The organism is Janthinobacterium sp. 75, assembly GCF_004365495.1.
Lineage (GTDB): Bacteria > Pseudomonadota > Gammaproteobacteria > Burkholderiales > Burkholderiaceae_D > Janthinobacterium.
The window spans coordinates 2,854,868-2,876,442 of sequence record NZ_SORD01000001.1 but is presented as its reverse complement, the minus strand read 5'-3'; the positions used below and the strand labels follow the sequence as shown (position 1 = coordinate 2,876,442).

Below are 21,575 nucleotides of genomic sequence, written 5' to 3'. Positions count from 1 at the left end.
TGTTATTACTCGCTTGTTTTTAGAGGATCACGCCAGCGCTTCCTTGGCCGCCTCTTCCGGCGTCAAGCCGTCGTAGAACTGATCGGTAAACCACTCGACCTGCTCTTCGATGTGGTCTTGCGCCTGCGCCACGGTGGCGCCGCCAGCCACGAGGAAGCCTTCGACCTCGATACACCAGTTGATCAATTCCAGGGTTTCCGGATCGAGCTCTTCTTTCTTAGCCATCGTATTTCCTTGCTTGTTAAATTGCGATCAAATTCATCAGCAGCAGTTTAACAGCTTCGCCACCCCGCCGCTCCTGCAATGGAACAATAAAAATTACTTTAAGGTAACATTTTTGCGTTCCGGATACAGCACCACCTGCACATAATTGTGCATGTCCAGGTAGCGCTGCGCCGCCTGCTTGACGGCTTGCGGCGTGATCGCCCGCACGCGCTGCTCGTAGCGCAATATCTGCGCGGGATCACGGCCCTGCGTCACCGAACCCATCAGTTGGTTCATCCAGTAATTATTTTCCCGCAATGACTTCTGCTGGCGCGTGATCCAGTTCAGCTTGACCTTTTCCAGGTCGGCCACGGACGGCCCCTCGGCCTTCATCTTGTTGATTTCGGCAAAGGCGGCGGCGATCACCTTGTCCACGTTTTCCGGGCCCGTCGGCAAGTTCAGCGCCACCGAATAATGGCCATACGGATGCTGGCCCATGGAGGTTTCGAAGCCGCCGCCATAGATCATGCTCATCTTTTCGCGCAGCACTTCGATGACTTTCAGATTCAGCACCTCGCCCAGCGCCTGCAGGGTCAGCTTTTGCTCGTCCGAATACGTCGCGGCGCCATTGAAGGTGATGGAAATCGTGCTTTTCGGCTCGCTGCCCATATAGATGTCCTTCTTGACGATCCCGGCCACCGGGCGCATGCCCACGTCCCGGTAGGCGTGCGCCACCTCGGTCACGGGCAAGGTACCCAGGTAGCTGGCGATCAGCGGCTTGATCTTGTCGAGCTCGAAGCTGCCCGTGAAGATGAAGGTCATGTCGCGCGCGCTGGAAAAGCGCTGGCGGAAGATCTCCAGCGAGCGGTCCAGGCCCACCTTGTCGAAGTCGGCCGCGCGCGGTACGCCATCGACGCGCGGGTTGTCTCCAAACATGGCGTGCTGGATGGCATCGTAAAACACGGCTTCCGGCTGCGCCATGCTGTTTTTCGCCAGGTCCTGCTGCTTGCCGATGAAGGACTGGTACAGGCCCGCATCCTTGCGCACGTCATGGAAATACAGGGTCACCAGTTGCAGCATGGCTTCCACGTCGGCGCTGCTGGCCGAACCGCCAAAACCTTCGCTCAGTTCGCCCAGCGAAGCACCCACGTTGACCGTCTTGCCGGCCAGCACTTTTTGCAAGTCCAGCGGCGCCAGGTCTTTCAGACCCATGCTGCCGACCACGGCGCTGGCATAGCGGGCATTGTAGATGTCGGCGTCGCCAAACAGGGACTGGCCGCCGAAGCGGGTCGAGCCCATCAGCACCTGGTCATTCTTGAAATCCGTCGGTTTCAGCAGCACGCGCACGCCATTGCCCAGGGTCAGTTCCGTCACGCCTATGGCGCTATTCAACTTTTCAGCGACGATGCTGCCGCCGGCCGGCGGGCCATCCATCAGCTTGCTGGCCAGCACTTTTTCCGTGCGCGGCTCGACCTTTTGCCGCTCGGCTTGCGCCACCGCGTCGAGCAATTGCTGCTGTGTCGGCACAGCCGAGGCCGTATCGCCCGCTTTCGGCTCGGCCCCCATGAAGACGACGAGTTTCTTTTGCTGGTCGGGGATGACCCTGGCCACCGTCTCATTGATTTCCTGCAAGGTTACCTGCGGCAAGAGTTCCTGTGCGTACAGCAATTCATTGGCGATGCCGGGGATGGCTTCCTGCTCCAGGAAGTTGCGCGAATACTCTGCCACGAAACCGGAGGAATCGGACTTGTCGCGCTCGCTGTATGCGCGCTCGTAATTGCGCAGCATGTTCTTGCGCGCGCGGTCCAGCTCATCCTGGCTGAAACCAAAGCGGCGCGCCCGCTCATCTTCGTGCACCAGCGCGTCGACAGCCGGCTGCACGCCGCCCTTGCCCAGCAAGGCGTACGCGCTGAACGATTCGTAGCCACGCACCAGCTTGCCCATGCTGCTGCCGCCCTGGATGAATGGGGGATGGGCTTGCTGCGTCAATTCCTGCATGCGTGCGCTGAGCATCTGGCCGTACAGGTTTTCGATCATCTGGCGGCGGTAGTCGGCAATGGTGACGGGCTCCTGCGCGGCGCGGACCGGGTAGCGGATGAAGACGGTGTCGTCCGGCGCTTCCTTGTCCGTGATCACCAGCGCTTCCGTCTGCGAGCGCTGCGGCACTTCCGCATACAGGCGCGGCCGGGGTTTCGCGGGGTTTTTCAGCTTGCCGAAATGCTGCTGGATCAGCTTTTCAGCCTGTTTCGGCTCCACGTCACCGACCACCATCACGGCCATCAGGTCGGGCCGGTACCAATCCTTGTAGAAACGCTTGATGGCTTCCGGCTTGAAGGTTTTCAAGACGGATTCCTTGCCGATCGGCATGCGTTCCGCATAGCGCGAACCGTTCAGCAGCTTGGGATACAGGACCTTGTTCATGCGGTCGCTGGCGCCCTTGCCCAGGCGCGCCTCTTCCAGCACGATGCCGCGCTCGCTGTTGATGTCGGCCGGATTGAATTTCAAGCCATGCGCCCAGTCTTCCAGCACGAGGAAGCCCTTTTCCAGGTTTTCCTTCTTGTTCGTCGGAATCGGCAGCACGTACACAGTTTCATCGAAACTCGTGTAGGCGTTCAAGTCGGCGCCGAACTTCACGCCGATCGATTGCAGATACGAAATCAGCTCATTGCGCTTGAAATGCGTGGAGCCATTGAAGGCCATGTGTTCGGTGAAATGCGCCAGGCCCTGCTGGTCGTCATCTTCGAGGATGGAGCCGGCTTTCACCACCAGGCGCAACTCCACTTTCTGGGCAGGACGGGCATTTTTCTTGATGTAGTAGGTCAAGCCATTCGGCAATTTCCCTACGGTCACTTCTGGTGCCAGTGGCAGGGGGTCGCTCAAACGGATTTCCGCCTGGGCCATGCAGGCGCACGCCAGCAAGACGGCGCCCGAGATCAGGCGTAATTTACTCAGCTTCATGTATTCTCAACGGTAAGATTCAGTAGGCGTACCTTACACTGAAATCGTCTTTCGGCCATTAAAAACAGCTTAGGAAAGACGGCTTTCCCCAGGCAGCTTTGCCGCACAAGAAACTCAGCAGTACCCTGTCACATTTTTTCAATTGTGCTAAAGTATTGCCGCCGGTCATGTGGACCGGCACAACAATACGTCTTCGGGGCGGGGTGCGATTCCCCACCGGCGGTAAGACCGGCAACGGTCAAGCCCGCGAGCGCCTGTCAAACTTCGTTTGGCAGGGTCAGCAGATCCGGTGTGATTCCGGGGCCGACGGTATAGTCCGGATGAAAGAAGATGTGCAGTAAACGCGATGTCCCATCGACCCGTCGATGCGGCCGGCTGCGTCTATTCGCTTGCCCTGCAGCGTTTTTCGCCTATGCGAGGAGCGTTTCACCATGTTAGTCAACAGCTATACCCTGCTTTCCAACGACCTGGAAGGTCGCATTCAATCCGCACTGGCCGCCATGCGCGCCGGCATCCCCGTCATCCTGCTCGACGATTTCGACCGCGAAAACGAAGCCGACCTGATCCTGTCTGCGGAAAAAATCACGAACGAAACCATGGCTCTGCTGATCCGCGAATGTAGCGGCATCGTCTGCCTGTGCCTGCCCACGGACGTCGTCAGCGCGCTGGAATTGCCGCCCATGTCGTCCGACAATGGCAGCCGCTACGGCACGCCATTTACCGTCTCCATCGAGGCGCGCGACGGCGTCACGACGGGCGTGTCGGCCGCCGACCGCGTGACCACCATCCGCGCCGCCATCGCGCCGAATGCCAAGCCGGCCGACCTGGTCCGTCCCGGCCACGTCTTCCCCCTGCGCGCCGCGCCCGGTGGCGTGCTCGAACGCCGCGGCCACACGGAAGGCTCCGTCGACCTGTCGCGCATGGCGGGCCTGAATCCGGCCGCCGTGCTGTGCGAACTGATGAACCCGGACGGCAGCATGATGCGCGGCGACGATATCGAGCGCTTCGCCGAACTGCATGGCATGCCGATCCTGACCATCGAAGAACTGGTGGAGTGGCGCAGCACGCGCGAGCAGTAAGCGCTCAGGCGGCGGCCACGGCCTTGGGCAAATGTACGTGTCTGTACACGAGGCACGCCGCCAGGCCATACGCGGCGGCAATCGTCGCGTAGGCCAGCGGCAAACGCAGCGACCAGTCCTGCACCATGTGCAGGATGCTGCCGATCAACGCCACGCCCACCAGGGCACCGATCTGGCGGTTGGCATTCAGGGCCGCCGCCGCGCTGTTCGCATGCTGCTTGCCGGCCACCCGCATCACGGTGGCCGTCATGGCGGGAATGGCAATGCCGATGGCCACGTTCATCACAGCCGTACCCAGCGCCAGCAGCGCGTAAGGCGTAGCCGGACGCAAGCCCATCAGAAGCAAGGCCATGACGGCCCCCACCAGCAAACCTGACAGCATGGGCAAGCGCGTGCCATGACGTGCCGCAATACTTCCTGCCATGAAGTTCCCCACCGTATAGGCCGCCATCATGGGCAACAGGCGCAAGCCCGACTGCAAGGCATCGGCGCCGCCAGACTGCTGCAGGAACAGGCTCAATAAAAACAGCTGGCCGAATACGCAAAAATTAATCAAGAAGCCCACGCCATTGGCCGCGCCAAAGCTGCTGCTATGAAACAATTCACGCGGCAACAGCGGATGGCTGCCGCGACGCTCGCGCCGCAACAACTGCCAGGCCGACAGGACCATCAATGCCCCCGCCGCCAGCACGCCAGGCGACAGCCAGCCCAGCACTGGGCCTTCGATCAAGATAAAACTCAGGCCCGCCAGCGCTGCCACACCGAGCACATGGCTGAACAGCGACAAGGCGCGCTGCTGGCGTGCTGGCGCGGCCAGCAGCACTTGCGCCATGACGATGGCCAGCACGCCCAGCGGCACATTCACCCAGAAGACGCTGCGCCAGCCGAACTGGTGCACAAGGATGCCACCGATCAGGGGGCCGGACGCTCCCGCCACGCCCACCAGCGCCGACCAGGCGCCCAGCATGCGCGTGCGTTCGCGCTCGTCGTCAAAGCTGTGCGTCAGCAAGCTGAGCGAACTGGGCATGAACAGGGCCGCGCCCGCACCCTGCAACAGGCGCGCCGCCGTCAGGAAATGCCCATCGGGTGCGGCGCCGCACAACACCGAACCGAGGATGAAGATGCCCAGGCCGCCCTGGTACACGGCTTTCGGGCCAAAGCGGTCCGCCAGCGCGCCGCCGGCCAGCAACAGCGCGGCAAACGTCAACGTATAGCCGTCGACGACCCAGACCAGACCCGTCAGCGGTATGGCCAGGTCCAGCGCGATATCGGACAGGGCCACGTTGACGGCAGTGACGTCAAGCATGGCCATGACGAAGCCAAAGGCCAGGGTCAGCAGGATCAAGCCGCTGGCGCGGCGCGGTGTGGCGGTAGACATGATATTCCTAGCAGTGACGGCGGGGCAGCCATTATGGGAGCGTTGCGCAATGCGGTAAACAGGCATAAACTCGGCACCTTGATGCAAAAATGCATCATGTAACCGAATAAGGAATGCCATGGACTGGGATAACGCGCGCATCTTTCTCGCCATCGGTCGCGCCGGCACCCTGCGCGGCGCGGCCGCCCTGCTGTGCATCGACCAGGCCACTTGCGGGCGCCGCCTGGCCGCGCTGGAAAGCTCCTTGGGCGCCACCCTGTTCCTGCGCACGCCTTCCGGCTACGTGCCCACGCCGGCCGGCGAACTGGCGCTCACGGCCGCCGAAGCGATGGAGCGGGCGGCCGACAAGCTGCAGCGCGAGATGCAGGGCGTCGACAACCGCCTGTCCGGCCTCGTGCGCGTGGCCACCACCGACACCATGGCCAGCCATTTCGTCATCCGTGCCATGCAGCAGCTGCACGCGGCCCACCCCGACATCCGCATCGTGCTCAACGTGGCGCCCGCGCTGGCCAGCCTGACGCGGCGCGAAGCGGACCTGGCCGTGCGCGGCGTGCGCCCGACCGACCCGGACCTCATTTCCCGCCACCTGGTCAAGCGCAGCCTGGGCCTGTACGCGTCGCAAGCCTACCTGGCCGAACGGGGCGAGCCCGTGCGCGGCACGGCGCTGGCCGGGCACGACATCGTCATTTACCACCATTCCGTGACGCCCCGTCATGGAGAAAAAATTGCCGGCGAGCCCGTCGCCAACGCCAGGGTCGCCATGGAAGTCAATTCGGCGGCGATGCTGCAGGAAGCCACGCGCGCCGGCCTGGGCGTGGCCGAGCTGGCCACCCACCTGGGCGACATCGACCCGCAACTGGTGCGCATCTGGCCCGAGCGGGCGGAAGCGTACGACGTATGGCTGGTCATGCATGCGGACCTGAACCGTTCGGCACGCGTGCGGGCGGCGGCCGACGCGATTATCGCCAGCGTGGCCGGACAATAGGGCCGCCCGCGCACGCCTGCACGGCCAGGGAATCGCTTGTATCGAGCGCATCCAATGTTAAGATGCCATGATGACCCTATCCGTCTCCCTCATCATCAGCCTGCGCCGCCTGCACCGGGCCACCATGGCCTGGCTGGTCAGCTGGTGGCGCATGCTGCATTTCGCCACCCTCGTGTTTTCGCTGGCCCTGTCGCCGTCGAGCTATAACCGCGACAACCGCCCCATCCTCGCGCACCGCCTGGTGACAAACACGGCGCCCAATCTCGTGTGGTTCAGCGTGGCCTGCGCGCTGGTCAGCCTGGTCCTCATCCGCATCGTTGTCGTCAGCGCACAAAGCTACGGCCTGTCGCGCTATGCGCTGGAAATGGTGGTGCGCGTGCTGGTGCTGGAACTGATACCGCTGACGGCCGCCCTCTTCGTGGCCCTGCGCCTGACCCTGCCCGACGGCATTGCGTTTGCGCAAATGCGCTCGAGTGGCGTGCTCGACACCATGCAGCACCAGGGCGTCGACCTGCTGCGCCGCGAATACTTTCCGCGCGTCATGTCCGGCATCTTCGCCGTGTGGATGCTGGCCATCGTCAGCTGCGTCACCTCGCTGATCCTCGCCTACCTCACCATCTATGGCTTTACGCCGTGGGCGCTGCAAGGCTACACGCGCGTGGTCGGGCAAATCTTCAATCCGGCCGTGGCCCTGATCCTGATGCTCAAGGTCATCTTCTTCAGCTTTGCCGTGGCCCTGATCCCGCTGGCCTCCTCGTATTACCCGGAGGAGCCGCACGGCAGACGCAAGCGCCTGTGGGCCGCGCACGGCCTGTCCGAAATGCTGCGCCTTTTTTCCGTCATCCTGCTGATCGAAGTGGCTTCGCTGATGGGCAATTACTACTGATGCCCCGCCCGCCACCGCCAGCGATCCCGAATTACCCATACGAGAGCCAGAATCCATGAGCCAGAGCCAGCCCCCCAATCCCGACCAGGTCGATGTCACGGCGCCTGCCGGTCTCACGCAAGATGCCGTCCTGCCCGCACCGCCACCCGTGCGCCACGCCGAACTGAAGGCGGCCATCCTGCTCGTCTTCATGTTCGTGCTGGTGGTCGGCTCCGTCGTCTACCTGATGTACGCGCGCGGCGCCTTCGAGGCAACGCAAACGCTGGTGCTGACTACCGACGATTCGGACGGCGTGGGCGTGGGCGCCGACCTGACCTTTTCCGGCTTTCCCATTGGCCGCGTGCAGCGCATCGAGCTGGCGCCGGACGGCAAGGCCCGCGTCATCATCGATGTGCCGAGAAAAGACGCGCACTGGCTGCGCAGCAGCTCCATCTTCACGCTGGAACGGGGCATCGTGGGCGGCGCCAAGCTGCGCGCCTATAGCGGCATCCTGACGGACCCGCCGCTGCCCGACGACGCCACGCGCGACCTGCTGGTGGGCGACATGGCGGCGGAAATCCCCCGCCTGCTGGCCGCCGCCAAAGACCTGTTGAACAACCTGGGCAGTCTGACGGGCACCGATTCCCCGCTCGACGGCACCCTGCGCAATGTGCAGGCCGTGACCGGCAAATTGAGCGGCCCGGGCGGCGCCATGGGCTTGCTGACGGGCGACGACAAGCAGTCGCGCCTGCTGGTCGAACGGGCCAACGCCCTGCTGGTCACGGCCGACCAGCTGGCGCGCCGCACGGATGGCCTGGTGGCCAATGCCGACACGCGCGTATTTGGCGAAAAAGGTGTCATGACGGATGCGCAGGCAACCATCGTGCAGCTGAACGCGCTCTTGGCCGACACGCGCGCCAGCCTGAAAAAGGTCGATGCGGTGCTGGTCGAGGCGCAAGCCGTGGGCGCCAATGCCAGGGTAGCGACAGCCGACCTGGGCCCGCTGCGCGCGGACGTGGAAAGCAATCTGCGCAAGGTCGAGCAACTGGTCAATGAAATCAACCGCAAATGGCCATTCAAGCGCAATCCGGAGATCAAACTGCCATGAGAAATATCCATACCCTCCTGTCTGCCCTGGCCATGACAGCGCTTGCAGGCTGCTCCAGCGGCCCGCCCGTGCCGGACTGGAAAATGAATGCGCAAAGCTCCGTCGAACGGTTTCAGGCGGCTTACTTGAATGGCAACACCCTGGTCGAACAGACGGAATTCCGGCGCGCCCGCAGCCAGGTGGCCGGCACGGGCAAGCTCGACCTCGTGGCACGCATCGAACTGCTGCGCTGCGCCGCCCGCGTGGCCAGCCTGGCATTCGAGGACTGTGCCGGCTTTGACGCCCTGCAGGCCGACGCGACAGCCGCCGACCGCGCGTATGCAGCCTGGCTGGCTGGCAAGGCGCAGGGGCCCGACATCGCCCTGCTGCCGGAAACGCAGCGGGCGGCAGCCAGCGCCAGCTCGGACACGGCCGCCGCCAGCGCCGTGGCGGCCATCAAGGACCCGCTGTCGCAGCTGGTGGCGGCCGGCGTACTGCTACGCTCTGGCCGCGCCACGCCGGACCTGCTCGATACGGCCGTGGCTACCGCCTCGGATCAGGGCTGGCGCCGTCCTCTGCTGGCGTGGCTGGGCGTGCAGCGCCTGCGCGCCGAACAGGCGGGCGACACGCAAGCGGCGCAGCGCATCGCGCGGCGCATGGCGATCGTGGAGCAGCCGCTGGCGCCTTGAGCGTGCCGATGGCGAGCCTGGAGCAGGCAGAATCAGGCATAATCGAGCCAAGATGACAGCTATGCCGTGCAGCAGCGAGGTGTGACGATGCAGTTCGAGGATTTCGACCTTTCTACTCCCGATGCCGGCCGGCAAGCCGGGGCGGCGCCTGGCGATGAAGAGTCGGCGGCCACGGCAGTGCGTCTGCAATACCTGCTCGACAATACGCCCTCCATCATCTATTGCACCGTACCCAGCGGCGACTTCAAGATGACTTTTGTCAGCAACAATGCCCTGAATGTGCTGGGCTACCGGCCCGCCGAGATGGTGGCCGACCCCAATTTCTGGTTCGACCACATCCATCCCGAGGATGCGCCCGGCATCTTTTCCAGCCTGGCGCAGATCTTCGTCGAAGGCGCGCGCGCCTATGAATACCGCTTCCGCGTGCGCGACGGCAGTTACCTGTGGATGCACGACAGCCTGCGCCTGGTGCGCGACGAGCACGGCGTGCCGTTCGAGATCATCGGCTCGCTGACGGATATTACCGAACGCAAGCACATGGAAGCGATGCTGCAGGCGCGCGGCGAAGAACAGCAACTACTGATCAGCAAGTTGCAGGAAGCGCACGACCAGCTGCTGCAATCGGAAAAGATGGCCTCCATCGGCCAGCTGGCGGCCGGCATCGCGCATGAAATCAATAACCCGATCGGCTTCGTCAACTCCAACATGAGTTCGCTGCAAGGCTATGTCGACACCCTGTTCGGCGTGATCGCCCAGTATGAAGCGGCGATGCGCGAGACGCTCGACGGCGCTGCCCTGGCCGCGCGCGTGGCCCAGGTGCGCGCGCAGGCCGACCTGACCTTCCTGCAGGACGACATGGTGGACCTGGTCCGCGAATCGATGGATGGCCTCAAACGCGTGCGCGACATCGTGCAGGCACTGAAGGATTTTTCCCACGTGGGCGAGACGGACTGGCAAGTCGCCAGCCTGCATGCTGGCCTGGACAGCACCCTCAATATCGTTGCCAACGAATTGAAATACAAGGCGCGTATCGACAAACAGTATGGCGAACTGCCGCCGATACTCTGCCTGGCCTCGCAGCTGAATCAGGTGTTCATGAACCTGCTCGTCAACGCGGGCCAGGCCATCAGCGGCGAAGGCGTGATCAGTATCCGCAGCGGTCATGCGGACGACTGGGTGTGGGTGGAGATCGGCGACACGGGTGCCGGCATCGCGCCCGAGCACCTGAATCGCATCTTTGAACCGTTCTTCACCACCAAGGCTGTCGGCAGCGGCACGGGCCTGGGCCTGTCGCTCTCGTACGGCATCGTCAACAAGCACGGCGGACGCATCGAGGTGGCATCCGAAGTGGGCCAGGGCACGCGCTTTACCGTGCACTTGCCCATATCACCCCCGACGGCCCGGGCCGCGCCCTAGCCTTCCTTGACGGGCGCGTACACGCGGATGCTGAGCCGGCCGCCATTCTTGGCTTCGAAATCGAACAGCTGGGCAATCACGCGGGCCGTCAGCACGTGTTCGGCGGCAAGCAGCATCAGGCCATCGCGGCTGATCAGGTCGCGCGACAGCACCATGCCCGGTTCCAGCTGGCCCGACAGCACGGTCAGATCGCGCGCCGGCGGTTCCGTCTCCTCCATGATGGCGCGGAATGCGGCCACCACGGCAGGGTCGTAGCGCTTGCCGATGCTGTCGTAGATCAGGGTGCGGGCTTCTTCGGCGCGCAGGCTGCGCTGCACCATGGCGCCGATCTGCAAGCCGTCATAGTCAGACGCCAGCGCCAGGATGCGCGCGCCCAGCGGAATGGCCAGGCCCACCATGCCATCAGGAAAGCCGCCACCGTCGAAGCGCTCCAGCTGCGAGCGCAAGATGACGGAGACGGCGCGCAATTCATCGAGCGCCATCAGCAATTGTTCGGCGCGCAGCGGATGCTTGCGGAAGGCCGCCAGCTGCTCGCCCGTCCAGGCGCTGGCCGGCAGTTCCAGTACATCGTCGCTCAAGCTGAGTTTGCCGATATCCTTGAGCAGGGCCGCGATGAACACGTCGCGCGCTTCCTGCCCTTGCAAGCCCAGCGCCTGCGCCAGCTTGCGCGACAATTCCGCCACGCGCCGCGCATGGCCGACCAGCTTGCCGCCACGCATCTCGATCAGATTGGAAAACACCTTGATCGTCGTCACGAACGTGGCTTTCAGGCGTTCGTTGGCCGCCTGCACTTCGTCGTGCGAGTGTTTCAGCTGCTGCGTGCGCGTGGCCACCTTCGCTTCCAGGCTGGCGTTGAGCGCCTGCAGCTGCACGTTCTGGCTGGCCGTCAGCGCTTCCAGGCGCAGTTTTTCCTGTTCCAGCGCGCGCCGTTCCAGCGCGTGGCGCACCACCAGCACCATATCGTTCTCGTCCCACGGCTTGGTCACGTAGCGGTAGATTTCGCCCTGGTTGATGGCGTCGAGGATGGACTGGATGTCCGCGTAGCCCGTCAGCAGCAAACGCATGGTGCCGGGCCAGCGCTGGCGCACCTGGGCCAGGAATTGCGCGCCATCCATGTGCGGCATGCGCATGTCGGAAATGACCAGGTCCACCGTCTCGCTCTCGAGCAGGGCCAGGCCCGCCGCGCCGCCGTCGGCTGTCAGCACGCGGTAACCGTGCGGGCGGAACAAACGCCGCAGCGACGACAGGATGTTCGGTTCGTCGTCGACGCACAGGATGGTCGGCGCTGCGGCCGCGGTGCTGGTGCTCATGTTTTCCCGTTCGGTCATGGTATGGCGGCCTGCGCCTGGCGCACGGGCAAGGTAATGCGGAAGGTGGTGCCGAGGCCGATGCTGCTGCGCACGTCGATGCGGCCGTGGTGCTTTTGCACCGTGCTGTAAGCCAGCGACAGGCCCAGCCCCGTGCCCTTGCCGACGGCCTTGGTGGTAAAGAAGGGATCGAAGATGCGCGACAGGTGTTCGGGCGCAATGCCGCCGCCCGTGTCCTCGATCTCGATCCACACTTCCCTGGCGTTGTCGCTGCCCGTGCGCAGGGTGATGCGTCCGCGCGCCTCGCCCATGGCGTGGGCGGCATTGACGACCAGGTTCATGATCACCTGGTTCAGCTCGGAAGGCTGGCATTCGATATCAGGGATGTCGCCATAGTCGCGCACCACGTCTGCCTTGTACTTGACCTCGTTATTCACGATATTGAGCGTGGTGTCGATGCCCTGGCGCAGGTCGGCCCAGACCCACTCCTGGTGCGCATCCGTGCGCGAAAAATCCTTCAAGTCCTGCACGATGCGGCGCACGCGCGAAATGCCTTCCTTCGATTCGCCCATCAGCAGCGGAATGTCGGTGCGCAGGAAATCGAGGTCGATCTGTTCGCGCAAGGCGCGCAGGCGCGCCGCCACCACGGCGTCGGCGACGGCCGGCTCGGCTTCCTCATAGGCGTCGAGCATGCTGAACAGGTCGTCCAGATACCCTTCCAGGGTGCCGACGTTGGAAAACACATAGCCGATGGGATTGTTGATCTCGTGCGCCACGCCGGCGGCCAGCTGGCCGATCGAGGCCAGTTTTTCCGACTGCAGCAGCTTTTGCTGGGCCAGCGACAGCTTGCTGTTCAATTCCGTCAGGGCCAGGTTACGCTCGCGCAATTCCATATCGGCGATCTGGCGCTGGCGGATATCGTCGGCCAGGCGCTCGTTCATGTCCGCCAGTTGGGCCGTGCGTTTGGCCACCAGATGTTCCAGGTTGTCGTGCGCCTTGCGCAGCGCGAGTTCGGCAAGGCGCCGCTCGCTCACGTCGCGCAGGGTTTCGATGGCGCCCACCAGGCGTCCCTGGCGGTCGCGCAGGGGCGCCGCCGTGAAGTGCAGCCAGTGACCATCGGGGCCGATATCGGCAAAGAAATCCTCGGCCTCGTAGGCGCCGGGGATCACGGGAGAGCGCTTCAGCTTGCCCAGGTAGAGGTCGTTTTCGCCGAGCGCGATATCGTCGGCCACCAGCAAGTCGGCCAGGCAGGCGCGCGGCTGCGGATAAAACGCCTTCCAGTGCTCGCGCGTGCCGACCATCTCGGCGGCCGTAAAGCCCAGCAACTGTTCGCAGGCGCTGTTCCAGTGCGTCACCACGTGGTCCGTGTCGATGGCGAAGGTGGCCACGGGATGGCCATCGAAAAACGCCGATAGCGCGATGGTATCGCCCTGGCGGCGTTCCGGCGTGGCGGGCAGCGCCTGCCCTGCGTCTGTTTCCATGGCCTCTATCCTGTTCATGCCAGCATGATCCGCGACATTTCATCGAAGGTGTGTTCCGTTTGCCGCAGCAGCGCCAGCCACGCTTGTTCGTCCAGGGCAAGGTTGCGCCAGACTGCGGGCGACAGCGGTGGTACCAGCGCGTCGTCGACGCCGGCCAGGTCGAGCGCCAGAGCGACGGCGTTGGCCATGTGCACGGCCAGCGGCAAGCCGCCCGCCTCCAGGCGGTCGATGGCGTAGTGGTCGGCCACCGCCTGCTGTATCGCCTCGGGAAACTTCCAGTAGGCGGCCAGGGCGCTGCCCACTTGCGCGTGATCGATGCCGATGACGGCCAGCTCCGCCTCGGCCATCTGGCAGTCGTGCGCCTGGCGGTAGCTGCGCACGAGCGCGTGCTCGGCCGGGAAGCGCGTCACCAGCACCAGGGTGCCCAGGTCGTGCAGCAGCCCGGCCGTGAAAGCCGTCTCGGGATTGACACCCAAGTGCGGCGCCAGCAGGCGCGCGGCGATGGCCGTGGCCAGCGAATGGCGCCAGAATGCCTGAAAGTCGAAGCCGCCTGCCGCCGGCGCGAAGCTGCTCGTCAGGGCACAGGCCGTGACGACGGTGCGGATGCTGTGAAAGCCCAGCACGGAAACGGCTTGCGGAATGCTGGTGACCTTCGATTGCATGCCATAGAAAGAGGAATTGGCGATGCGCAAGGTCTTCGCCGCCAAGGCCTGGTCCAGCTCAATCTTTTGCGCCAGCACATGCACGTCCGTGTCGTCCTGGTCCATGCTCGACAGCAGTTCCAGCACCACCACCGGCAGCGAAGGCAGTTCCTGTATCTGGCGGACGATGTGCTCAAAACTGAGGCGTATCATGCCGCATCCCCCTGCCGGTAGCGCTGCAGCAGCGCCAGCAGTTGCGCCCCTGAGGAATCGGGCGGCGTGGCGCGGAACAGCACCGCCAGCCGTTCCAGGCGGCGCAAGCGTTCCTGCTCGGCAAGCTCCTGCGCGGCGGGGTCCAGCGTCTCTTCCATGACGACGTAGCAGCGCTCCACATTGCGCCTGCGCAGGGCCGTCAGGCTGGCCGCCGTCAGGGTGGCGCCCTGGGCCAGCAGCACGGCGCCGCCGGCGTCGCTCAGCGCCTGCGCCAGCACCATGCCTTCCTGCGCCTGCTCCATCGAAATCTCGCGTCCGCTTTCACTCACGCTCTCACTCATTTATCCACTCCATGACGACTCAGTGTGACCAGGCTGCCGCGCGAGCGCGAATGCAAGCCCATGGGATGGATCGCCACGACATACGGCTGCCCATCGATGGCGGCCAGGCGGGGCGTGTCCTGCCCGTCGAACAGCTGCGGCAAGACCAGCGCCGCCTCGTTGCCCAGCAGGGCCGCGCCCCGCTCGAACAGGTTGGCTGCCGCCGCATTGATGAAGGCGATCATACCTTCGTCGTCTAGCCCGATCACGGGCAGCGGCAGAAATTGCAGCAGTTCGCGCGCGATGCCCAGACTGACCTCATCGCGGCTGATCTGATGCTGCTGCTGGCGCACCAGCGCCTGCATGGCGGCATTGGCTGCCGCCAGCGCCAGGTTGGCCTCGCGCAACTGCTCGTTGAGGCGCACATTGTCGTCGTCGATGCCCTTCAGACGGAAGGCTTCGGCGATATGTTCGCGCAACTGATGGTCGTCCCAGGGCTTGGTGAGGAACTTGAAGATGGCGCCTTCGTTGACCGCGTCCGTAACGGCCTGCAACTCGGTATAGCCCGACAGCATGATGCGGATGGTTTGCGGACACAGCAGCTTGGCCTTGCGCAGGAAGTCGGCGCCCAGCATGCCGGGCATGCGCTGGTCCGACACGATCACATCGACCGCATGGCTGGCCAGCACGTCCAGCCCTTCCTGGCCGCTGCCGGCCGTGAGGATATGGTAGGCATCGCGCCGCAGCAGGCGCTTGAGGGAAGCGAGGATATTCGGCTCGTCATCGACCAGCAGCAAGGTGCGCGGCTGCGCCGCAGGCTGCTGCACGGCGTCCGCCGCCGGCACCGCAGTACCTGGCATACCATGCTCGTCGTGCAAATCCATGGGACCATCCTCTCATCGCCACGGCGATATGGGAGCTTGCCTGGAGCGGGAAGCTGTCGCGCGAGACAGTCTTGCGAGTCTTGCGCGGCATCCCGCTTGCGCTGAAATTATACGACTAAATATTCCTTCATAGCACTTATCCGCCACTTATCCGCGCCGTGCCGGACAGGGCGTGTCGCGGTAGAACACAAAGCCGCCCAGGCCGATGGCCTTGGTATCGGCTTTCACGCCATATACCAGCATGTTCTTGTCCGCCTCGATGCGCAGCAGGTTCAGGTGCTGCACGATTTGCGCGTGCGACAGTTCCAACGAAGGGGTCGGCGCCAGTTGCAAACGCAGCTCTGACGTGGCCGCATCGTAGGCCCAGCGGCCCGGATTATAGAAGGCGAAGCCGCCATCGAAACGCAGGCGGCCATCCTTGAACTGGGTCAGGCAAATACCGGGAAATTCGCTGGGCGGGTTGTACCAGGTGGCGGCCACGGCCGCATCGGCCGGCGTCTTGCCCGGCATCTGCATGCCAGCCGTGTCACCGACATTATTACCGTCCCCGCCCATGCCGGCGCAACCGGCCAGCGCCAGCGCGCAAGCCCATGCGCCCGCGCGCGTGATGAATCTCATGTGCATTCCCGTCCCCTTGCTTTATAGAAACATAATCTTAGTCCGGGAAACTTGGCTGTTCAAGCGGCCAGCGCACATAAGGCGGATTTAATTGCCTCCGGACGCCTTGGCAGCCGCCTCGCGCAATTTATCTTTTTTACTCTTGCGCGCGCCCTTCACTCCACCATTGACCGTATCCGTCACGGCACTCACGGGCGTGGGCAGTTCCGTCGGCTCGAAACCGGCCACCACTTCGCGCACGATGCGCAAGTCGTTGCGGTTTTCGATCAGGCGGAAATGCGCTTCCGTATCGGCCGTCACAAAACTGATGGCCGTGCCGCTTTCGCCGGCGCGGCCAGTGCGCCCGATGCGGTGCGTGTAGTCGACGGCCGAGCGGGGCAAGTCGTAATTGACGACGGCAGGCAAGCCGGCGATGTCGATGCCGCGCGCGGCCACATCGGTGGCCACCAGCACCTGCAAGCGCCCCGCCTTGAAGTCGGCCAGCAGCTGGCTGCGCGTGCCCTGGCTGAATTCGCCATGGAAGGCGCCCACGTGCAGGCCCGCGCGCTGCAGCTTGTCGGCCACGTGTTCAGCCGCGTACTTGGTGGCGACGAACACCAGCACCCTATCCCACTGCTGCTGCAGGATCAGGTAGCGCAGCAGCTGCGTGCGGCGCGGCACGTCGACCGTGATGGCCCGCTGCACGATATCGGGCTTGTCCTGCGGTTCGGACGCCACCTCGATGCGCACGGGGTCCGTCAACAGGCTGTCGGCCAGCGCCTGCACGCTGTCAGGGAAGGTGGCGGAGAAGAACAGGTTTTGCCGCTGCTTGGGCAGCAGCGCCAGGATGGCATTGATTTCCTCGGCAAAACCCATGTCGAGCAGGCGGTCAGCCTCGTCCAGCACGCACAGCGACACGCCCCCCAGTTTCACGGCATTTTGCCGCACCAGGTCCAGCAGGCGGCCCGGCGTGGCGACGACGATATCGGCGCCGCCGCGCAAGTCCATCATCTGCGGATTGATCGACACGCCGCCGAACAGCACGGAAATCTTCAATTTGACGGGCAGCGGCTTGGCCAGCGCGTGCACCGTCTGTCCCACCTGCGCCGCCAGCTCGCGCGTGGGCACGAGGATCAGCGCGCGCACCTGGCGCGGGCCGGAAACGGGCGCCATCAGCGCCTGCAGCAGCGGCAGCGCGTAGGCGGCCGTCTTGCCGGAACCCGTCTGCGCCGCGCCCAGCACGTCGCTGCCGCGCAGGATGGCGGGAATGGCGGCCGCCTGGATGGCCGTCGGCGCGGCATAGCCGGCCTTGTCAACGGCACGGACCAGGGAGGGAATCAGACCCAGTGAGGAAAATGGCATAGCGGGCCTTCTTGTATATTCGTAAAGTGAGACCGGCCGCAATGTGCGGCCGGTCGGATATGGTGACAGTATAAAGCAAGGGTACGATTAACCGGACAAAATGCTCAGGGCCAGGCGCCATGCCGCAGACAGTACGCTAGTACGGCAAGGCAATGGCAACAACGCTCTGGGGATTTTGTCGGCTATTGCTTGGGCACTTGCAGCTTGGGGTAGCCATTGTCATCGTAACCCGGCATGCCGCGGCGGATGGCGTGCGAAAAGTCCGCATCGTCGTTGGCGGCCCGCGCGCGCGCCGTGATGTGGCCCCCTGTACGCAGCTGCTGGAAGCTCTGGCCAGGCACCAGGCCCTTGACGTCGAACAGATAGCGGTCCAGGTAGCCCGAGGCCAGCAGGCGGTAGTCGAACGGCAGGCCCGGCACGATGCGGCGCACCATCTCGAAGACGATGGTGGTGCAGTTGGCCGTCAGCGTGTTGTAGAACTGCGGCTTGGCCTTCAGCGCTTGCGCTTCGTCCAGGTAGGCGAGGAACAGCGAGCGCATGGCCGCTTTCGGCATCATCACGCGGTACAGATGCATGTCCTCGTCCCGCGCATTCGTGCGCACGCGCAGGATGTCGCGCTCGTCGGCGGCAATCAGGCTCATCTCGAAATGCTTGAAAAAGCCGCCAATGGCGGAAAAGCTCTCGCCCTTTTCCTTGCGGATCTCGATGGAAAACGTCAAAAATCGCCCGTCGGCAAAGCCGAACGAGATCAGGGTATGCGCAATGTAGGGCCCCGTCCAGTACGACAGCGCCGTGTCCACCGTGCGCAGCTCGTCGAGGTCGTAGCTGCGCTGCTCCCACTTGACCGTGTAGTCGTCATCGCTGCGCCAGTCGAAATTGCGCACATTGTCCAGCGTGACGCGATTGCCCGTCACGGTGCCCGTGACATTGCGCGCCACGTCATCGGCCCACACGCGCTGCTGCTTCGGCGTGATCAGGCTCCACCACAGGAGCAGCAGGATAAAACCGCCCGCATACGGCAGCAGCACGCGCGCATCGCCGCGCGTCCACCACAGCACCACGCTGGCCACGCCCAGCGCCCCCCACAGCAGCGCGCCGATGGCTTGTGCCGCGGTGCCGCCAGAGAGCTGGTACCACAGCGCCAGCGCGCCCCACAGAGCAGTCAACAGGAGAATCAGGGAAACGGCCATTTTGCCGATGCTGCCCAGCACGGAGCGGGCACGAAGTGATAAGAAAGTCATGCCTCAATTATAGGGGCAAGTGAAGATGCGCAAGTAGTTCGGGCGTGTCCAGCGTATCTTGGAACAGACATGCAATATTATTTCGATGGCATAATGATTTCTTTTGCAATTAATTCTGCCTTCGCATGCAACTCCATGGTTTTTCCATCGTCAAAGGTTTAACTAAGATCTTGCTTGAAGGGCAAGAACTTGACCTGCACAACGATTACGAATTCAGGCATCTCGACTACTGCATCGCTACGCGGCGGCTGCAGCTGCATTGGGTACGCCATGCCGGCCACTGGGTCAGGCCATCCATGCCCCCGGCGCTGACACTGGTTTGCGCAGGCGTGCATATGCTGAAAATCCGGGAATCCGGCGACGATGAGCATGCCAACGGGGAGAAATGCCTTTCCTCGATCGGCTTCCTGTGGAATGCCATGCGCGATGACATGGATGGCGTCGCGTCGCATGCAGCGAGCGAAGGATGCACGGATCTCTCGTGCATTTTCATGAGTGGCTTGAGCATCAAGATTGCCGCCATCGAAGCGCGCATCACAACCACGACAACATTCAGGTGACACCTTGCAGCATCAAGCGCTCTACGCCCTCGCCGGCAGTCTCAATTCCCTCTTTATCGTCGTCAGCCTGCTTGGTCTGTGGTCGCAGCTGCAAAAGATCTGGCGGCGCAAGCACGATGCCGGCATCGGCGCGGGCAAGACGACGGACATCCTTTCCATCAACCAGTTCACCGTCAGCTTCCTCGCGTACTGCGCGTTCTTTGTGTACGGCTATTCGATCACGCCGTTCAACCACTACATCGTCTGGCCCCGTTTGATCGCCTCCCTGATCGCGCTGGCCATCCTGTATGAAATCGCCCGCGACCGCCGTAGCCTGGCCTCGCGCAATGCGCTGCTGGCCTGCATGCTGCTGCTGTGCGCGGGGGTGGCGGGGCTGGCCTTCGGCCCCACCTTCAGCGATGAAAAGCGCGTGATCTCGCAAAGCCTGATCGTCGCCGTCACGGTGCTGCTGGCGCAGGGCTATGCGCATCAGATCCGCCTGATCTGGCGCTCGGGCAAGACGGGCGCCGTATCGCTGAAAATGAGCCAGTTCATCCTGGCGATGGATATCAGTACCATCTTCTTTGCCTGCGTCATGGGGCTGAAAACAGGCTGGCCATTGCTGCTGCTCGCCTGCGTCAGCGCCACGACCAAACTGATCATCATGTGGCTGTTCCGCTGGGAAAAGACCAGTCCCGCCGCACAGGTGAAACGGCAGGCGCCGGCCTGAGGCTAGAATGGTGGCCTTGCCACCTTTGTTGAAAGAGCCGCCATGCAGCTGTCCCCCGCCATCCCCATCCTGCGCAGCTTTTCCGAAGCCAAGGCGCGCGAGTTTTACCTCGATTTTCTCGGTTTTACCCTGGACTGGGAACATCGCTTCGAGCCCACGGCACCGCTGTACCTGCAGGTGACGCGGGGCGAACTGGTGCTGCACCTGAGTGAGCACTACGGCGACGCCACGCCCGGTGCGGCGCTGCTGATCCCCGTCGATGACATCGCCGCCCTGCACGCGGAGCTGCAGGCAAAGGATTACCCGTATGCGCGGCCCGGCATCCGCGACGAGGACTGGGGCCGCATCCTGGAAGTGGCGGACCCGTTCGGCAACAAACTGCGCTTCTGGCAAACAACGCAATAACGCTCGCTCCCCGTTCAGCGCGCGCATCTCCGCGTACAGGTTCGCCAGCATACCTGCAGGCGCAGGGCACGCCCGACGAATTGCCACGCCACCGTTGCATCGACAGCGGCCGCCTGCGCGTGGTGCTGGCCGACTATGCGCTGGCGCCGGCCGACCTGTACGCCTGCTACCCGAGCCGCCACCAGTTGCCCGCCAAAGTGCGCGCTTTTATCAATTTTCTCGGCCAGCAGTTGCAGCCGGAAGCGGCCACGGCAGCCGAATCAGGTTAAACTACAATATTGCGATATGGCAATATTTTGAAGGAGTAAGTTTTGCTAGTCATACTCGGATTTCTCGTCGTGCTGTTTTCCGTCTTCGGCGGCTTCGCCTTGCAGGGCGGCCACCTGGCGGCCCTGTTCCAGCCGCTGGAGCTGCTGATGATCGGCGGCGCCGCGCTGGGCACCTTCTTTGTCGGCAACGATGCCAAGGCCATCCGCGCCACGTTCGCCGCCCTGCCCACCCTGTTCCACGGCTCGCAGTACACGAAGGCGCGCTACATGGAACTGATGGGGCTGATGTATGAAATCCTCAGCAAGATCCGCAAGGAAGGCTTGATGTCCGTCGAGGACGATATCGACGATCCGTACCGCAGTCCCATCTTCGTGAAATACCCGTACACCCTCGGTGACGAGCACATCCTGGAATTCATCACCGATTACCTGCGCCTGATGGTGTCGGGCAATATGGATGCCTACCAGATCGAAAACCTGATGGATAACGAGATCGAGACGCACCATGAAGATGCGGAAATGCCGATCCAGACGATTTCGCAGCTGGCCGACGCCATGCCAGCCTTCGGCATCGTGGCCGCCGTGATGGGCGTGGTGCATACCATGGCATCCGTCGGCTTGCCGCCGGCCGAGCTGGGCGTGCTGATCGCGCAGGCGCTGGTGGGCACCTTCATCGGCATCTTGCTGGCCTATGGCTTCATCGCCCCGCTGGCCAGCTTGCTGCGCCGCAAGCACCATGAAACGGCGAAGATGTACCAGTGCGTGAAAGTGACCTTACTGGCCAGCCTGAACGGCTATGCGCCGGCGCTGGCCGTGGAATTCGGTCGCAAGGTGATTTCCGCCACGGAACGCCCTTCGTTCAGCGAACTGGAAAACCACGTGCGCCAGGTGCGCACGAAGAACTGATCCGGCCTGTTTCGCTTGC

Annotated in this window: 22 protein-coding genes and 1 riboswitch; of the genes, 11 read left to right on the top strand and 11 right to left on the bottom strand. The window is 63.6% G+C overall.

The window, feature by feature from the left end; all coding sequences use genetic code 11:
- Window positions 1-27: 27 nt before the first annotated feature.
- Window positions 28-225, bottom strand: coding sequence for a hypothetical protein (locus C8C89_RS13095; protein ID WP_010399555.1), 198 nt, complete (start codon window positions 223-225; stop codon window positions 28-30).
- A 93-nt stretch (window positions 226-318) separates the two neighbouring features.
- Window positions 319-3,162, bottom strand: a complete 2,844-nt coding sequence (locus C8C89_RS13090; RefSeq protein ID WP_133990261.1) for an insulinase family protein — start codon at window positions 3,160-3,162, stop codon at window positions 319-321.
- Between the two features lie 185 nt (window positions 3,163-3,347).
- Window positions 3,348-3,498, top strand: a riboswitch (FMN riboswitch).
- Window positions 3,499-3,593: 95 nt separating this feature from the next.
- Between C8C89_RS13090 and ribB the strand changes: the two genes are divergently transcribed.
- Window positions 3,594-4,241: a 3,4-dihydroxy-2-butanone-4-phosphate synthase gene (gene ribB / locus C8C89_RS13085; protein WP_101481992.1), complete on the top strand. Its 648-nt coding sequence runs from the start codon at window positions 3,594-3,596 to the stop codon at window positions 4,239-4,241.
- 4 nt (window positions 4,242-4,245) lie between these two features.
- Here the strand turns inward: ribB and C8C89_RS13080 are convergent, their stop codons facing one another.
- The gene (locus C8C89_RS13080) at window positions 4,246-5,619 is read right to left on the bottom strand and encodes an MFS transporter (protein ID WP_133990259.1); all 1,374 of its coding nucleotides are present in this window, start codon (window positions 5,617-5,619) and stop codon (window positions 4,246-4,248) included.
- Between the two features lie 118 nt (window positions 5,620-5,737).
- On the opposite strand from C8C89_RS13080, the gene C8C89_RS13075 reads away from it, so the two are divergent.
- The 5 genes from C8C89_RS13075 (at window position 5,738) to C8C89_RS13055 (ending at window position 10,661) form a co-directional block, all read left to right on the top strand.
- Window positions 5,738-6,604: a LysR family transcriptional regulator gene (locus C8C89_RS13075; RefSeq protein ID WP_101481994.1), complete on the top strand. Its 867-nt coding sequence runs from the start codon at window positions 5,738-5,740 to the stop codon at window positions 6,602-6,604.
- A gap of 70 nt (window positions 6,605-6,674) precedes the next feature.
- Window positions 6,675-7,490: an ABC transporter permease gene (locus C8C89_RS13070; RefSeq protein ID WP_166674871.1), complete on the top strand. Its 816-nt coding sequence runs from the start codon at window positions 6,675-6,677 to the stop codon at window positions 7,488-7,490.
- Between the two features lie 55 nt (window positions 7,491-7,545).
- Complete coding sequence (locus tag C8C89_RS13065; RefSeq protein ID WP_101481996.1) at window positions 7,546-8,577, top strand: MlaD family protein; 1,032 nt, start codon at window positions 7,546-7,548, stop codon at window positions 8,575-8,577.
- Window positions 8,574-9,245: a hypothetical protein gene (locus tag C8C89_RS13060; protein WP_133990257.1), complete on the top strand. Its 672-nt coding sequence runs from the start codon at window positions 8,574-8,576 to the stop codon at window positions 9,243-9,245. The genes C8C89_RS13065 and C8C89_RS13060 overlap by 4 nt, the downstream gene beginning before the upstream one ends.
- An 87-nt stretch (window positions 9,246-9,332) precedes the next feature.
- Window positions 9,333-10,661 (top strand): ATP-binding protein, encoded by a 1,329-nt coding sequence (locus C8C89_RS13055; protein ID WP_133993352.1) that lies wholly within the window; start codon window positions 9,333-9,335, stop codon window positions 10,659-10,661.
- Here C8C89_RS13055 and C8C89_RS13050 read toward each other — a convergent pair.
- From C8C89_RS13050 to C8C89_RS13015, 8 genes are all read right to left on the bottom strand, one after another.
- A complete protein-coding gene (locus C8C89_RS13050; protein ID WP_166674726.1) occupies window positions 10,658-11,971 on the bottom strand; it encodes an HD domain-containing phosphohydrolase in 1,314 nt (437 codons plus the stop codon). The genes C8C89_RS13055 and C8C89_RS13050 overlap by 4 nt on opposite strands.
- Before the next feature lie 14 nt (window positions 11,972-11,985).
- Window positions 11,986-13,449 carry an ATP-binding protein gene (locus tag C8C89_RS13045; RefSeq protein ID WP_133990253.1) on the bottom strand — a complete coding sequence of 488 codons (1,464 nt, stop codon included), beginning with the start codon at window positions 13,447-13,449 and terminating at the stop codon, window positions 11,986-11,988.
- 14 nt (window positions 13,450-13,463) lie between these two features.
- Entirely contained in the window at window positions 13,464-14,303 is an 840-nt protein-coding gene (locus tag C8C89_RS13040; protein ID WP_133990251.1) for an HDOD domain-containing protein, read from the bottom strand.
- Window positions 14,300-14,644: a hypothetical protein gene (locus C8C89_RS13035; protein ID WP_133990249.1), complete on the bottom strand. Its 345-nt coding sequence runs from the start codon at window positions 14,642-14,644 to the stop codon at window positions 14,300-14,302. Before C8C89_RS13035 ends, C8C89_RS13040 begins: the two co-directional genes overlap by 4 nt.
- Window positions 14,641-15,507, bottom strand: coding sequence for a response regulator (locus tag C8C89_RS13030; RefSeq protein WP_133990246.1), 867 nt, complete (start codon window positions 15,505-15,507; stop codon window positions 14,641-14,643). Before C8C89_RS13030 ends, C8C89_RS13035 begins: the two co-directional genes overlap by 4 nt.
- A 147-nt stretch (window positions 15,508-15,654) precedes the next feature.
- Window positions 15,655-16,125: a hypothetical protein gene (locus C8C89_RS13025; protein ID WP_101482004.1), complete on the bottom strand. Its 471-nt coding sequence runs from the start codon at window positions 16,123-16,125 to the stop codon at window positions 15,655-15,657.
- A gap of 87 nt (window positions 16,126-16,212) precedes the next feature.
- On the bottom strand, window positions 16,213-17,466 hold the full coding sequence (locus C8C89_RS13020) for a DEAD/DEAH box helicase (RefSeq protein WP_133990244.1): 1,254 nt from the start codon (window positions 17,464-17,466) through the stop codon (window positions 16,213-16,215).
- 182 nt (window positions 17,467-17,648) lie between these two features.
- Window positions 17,649-18,707: a DUF4105 domain-containing protein gene (locus tag C8C89_RS13015; RefSeq protein ID WP_166674725.1), complete on the bottom strand. Its 1,059-nt coding sequence runs from the start codon at window positions 18,705-18,707 to the stop codon at window positions 17,649-17,651.
- Window positions 18,708-18,832: 125 nt separating this feature from the next.
- Here C8C89_RS13015 and C8C89_RS13010 point away from each other — a divergent pair, with 125 nt between their 5' ends.
- The 5 genes from C8C89_RS13010 (at window position 18,833) to motA (ending at window position 21,556) form a co-directional block, all read left to right on the top strand.
- The gene (locus C8C89_RS13010) at window positions 18,833-19,267 is read left to right on the top strand and encodes a hypothetical protein (RefSeq protein ID WP_101482007.1); all 435 of its coding nucleotides are present in this window, start codon (window positions 18,833-18,835) and stop codon (window positions 19,265-19,267) included.
- A 4-nt stretch (window positions 19,268-19,271) separates the two neighbouring features.
- Window positions 19,272-19,976, top strand: coding sequence for a hypothetical protein (locus C8C89_RS13005; RefSeq protein WP_101482008.1), 705 nt, complete (start codon window positions 19,272-19,274; stop codon window positions 19,974-19,976).
- A 42-nt stretch (window positions 19,977-20,018) separates the two neighbouring features.
- Window positions 20,019-20,381, top strand: a complete 363-nt coding sequence (locus C8C89_RS13000) for a glyoxalase superfamily protein (RefSeq protein ID WP_101482009.1) — start codon at window positions 20,019-20,021, stop codon at window positions 20,379-20,381.
- A gap of 80 nt (window positions 20,382-20,461) precedes the next feature.
- On the top strand, window positions 20,462-20,650 hold the full coding sequence (locus tag C8C89_RS27320; protein WP_243857999.1) for a LysR substrate-binding domain-containing protein: 189 nt from the start codon (window positions 20,462-20,464) through the stop codon (window positions 20,648-20,650).
- Window positions 20,651-20,692: 42 nt separating this feature from the next.
- Window positions 20,693-21,556, top strand: coding sequence for a flagellar motor stator protein MotA (gene motA / locus C8C89_RS12990; RefSeq protein WP_101482011.1), 864 nt, complete (start codon window positions 20,693-20,695; stop codon window positions 21,554-21,556).
- Window positions 21,557-21,575: the final 19 nt, after the last annotated feature.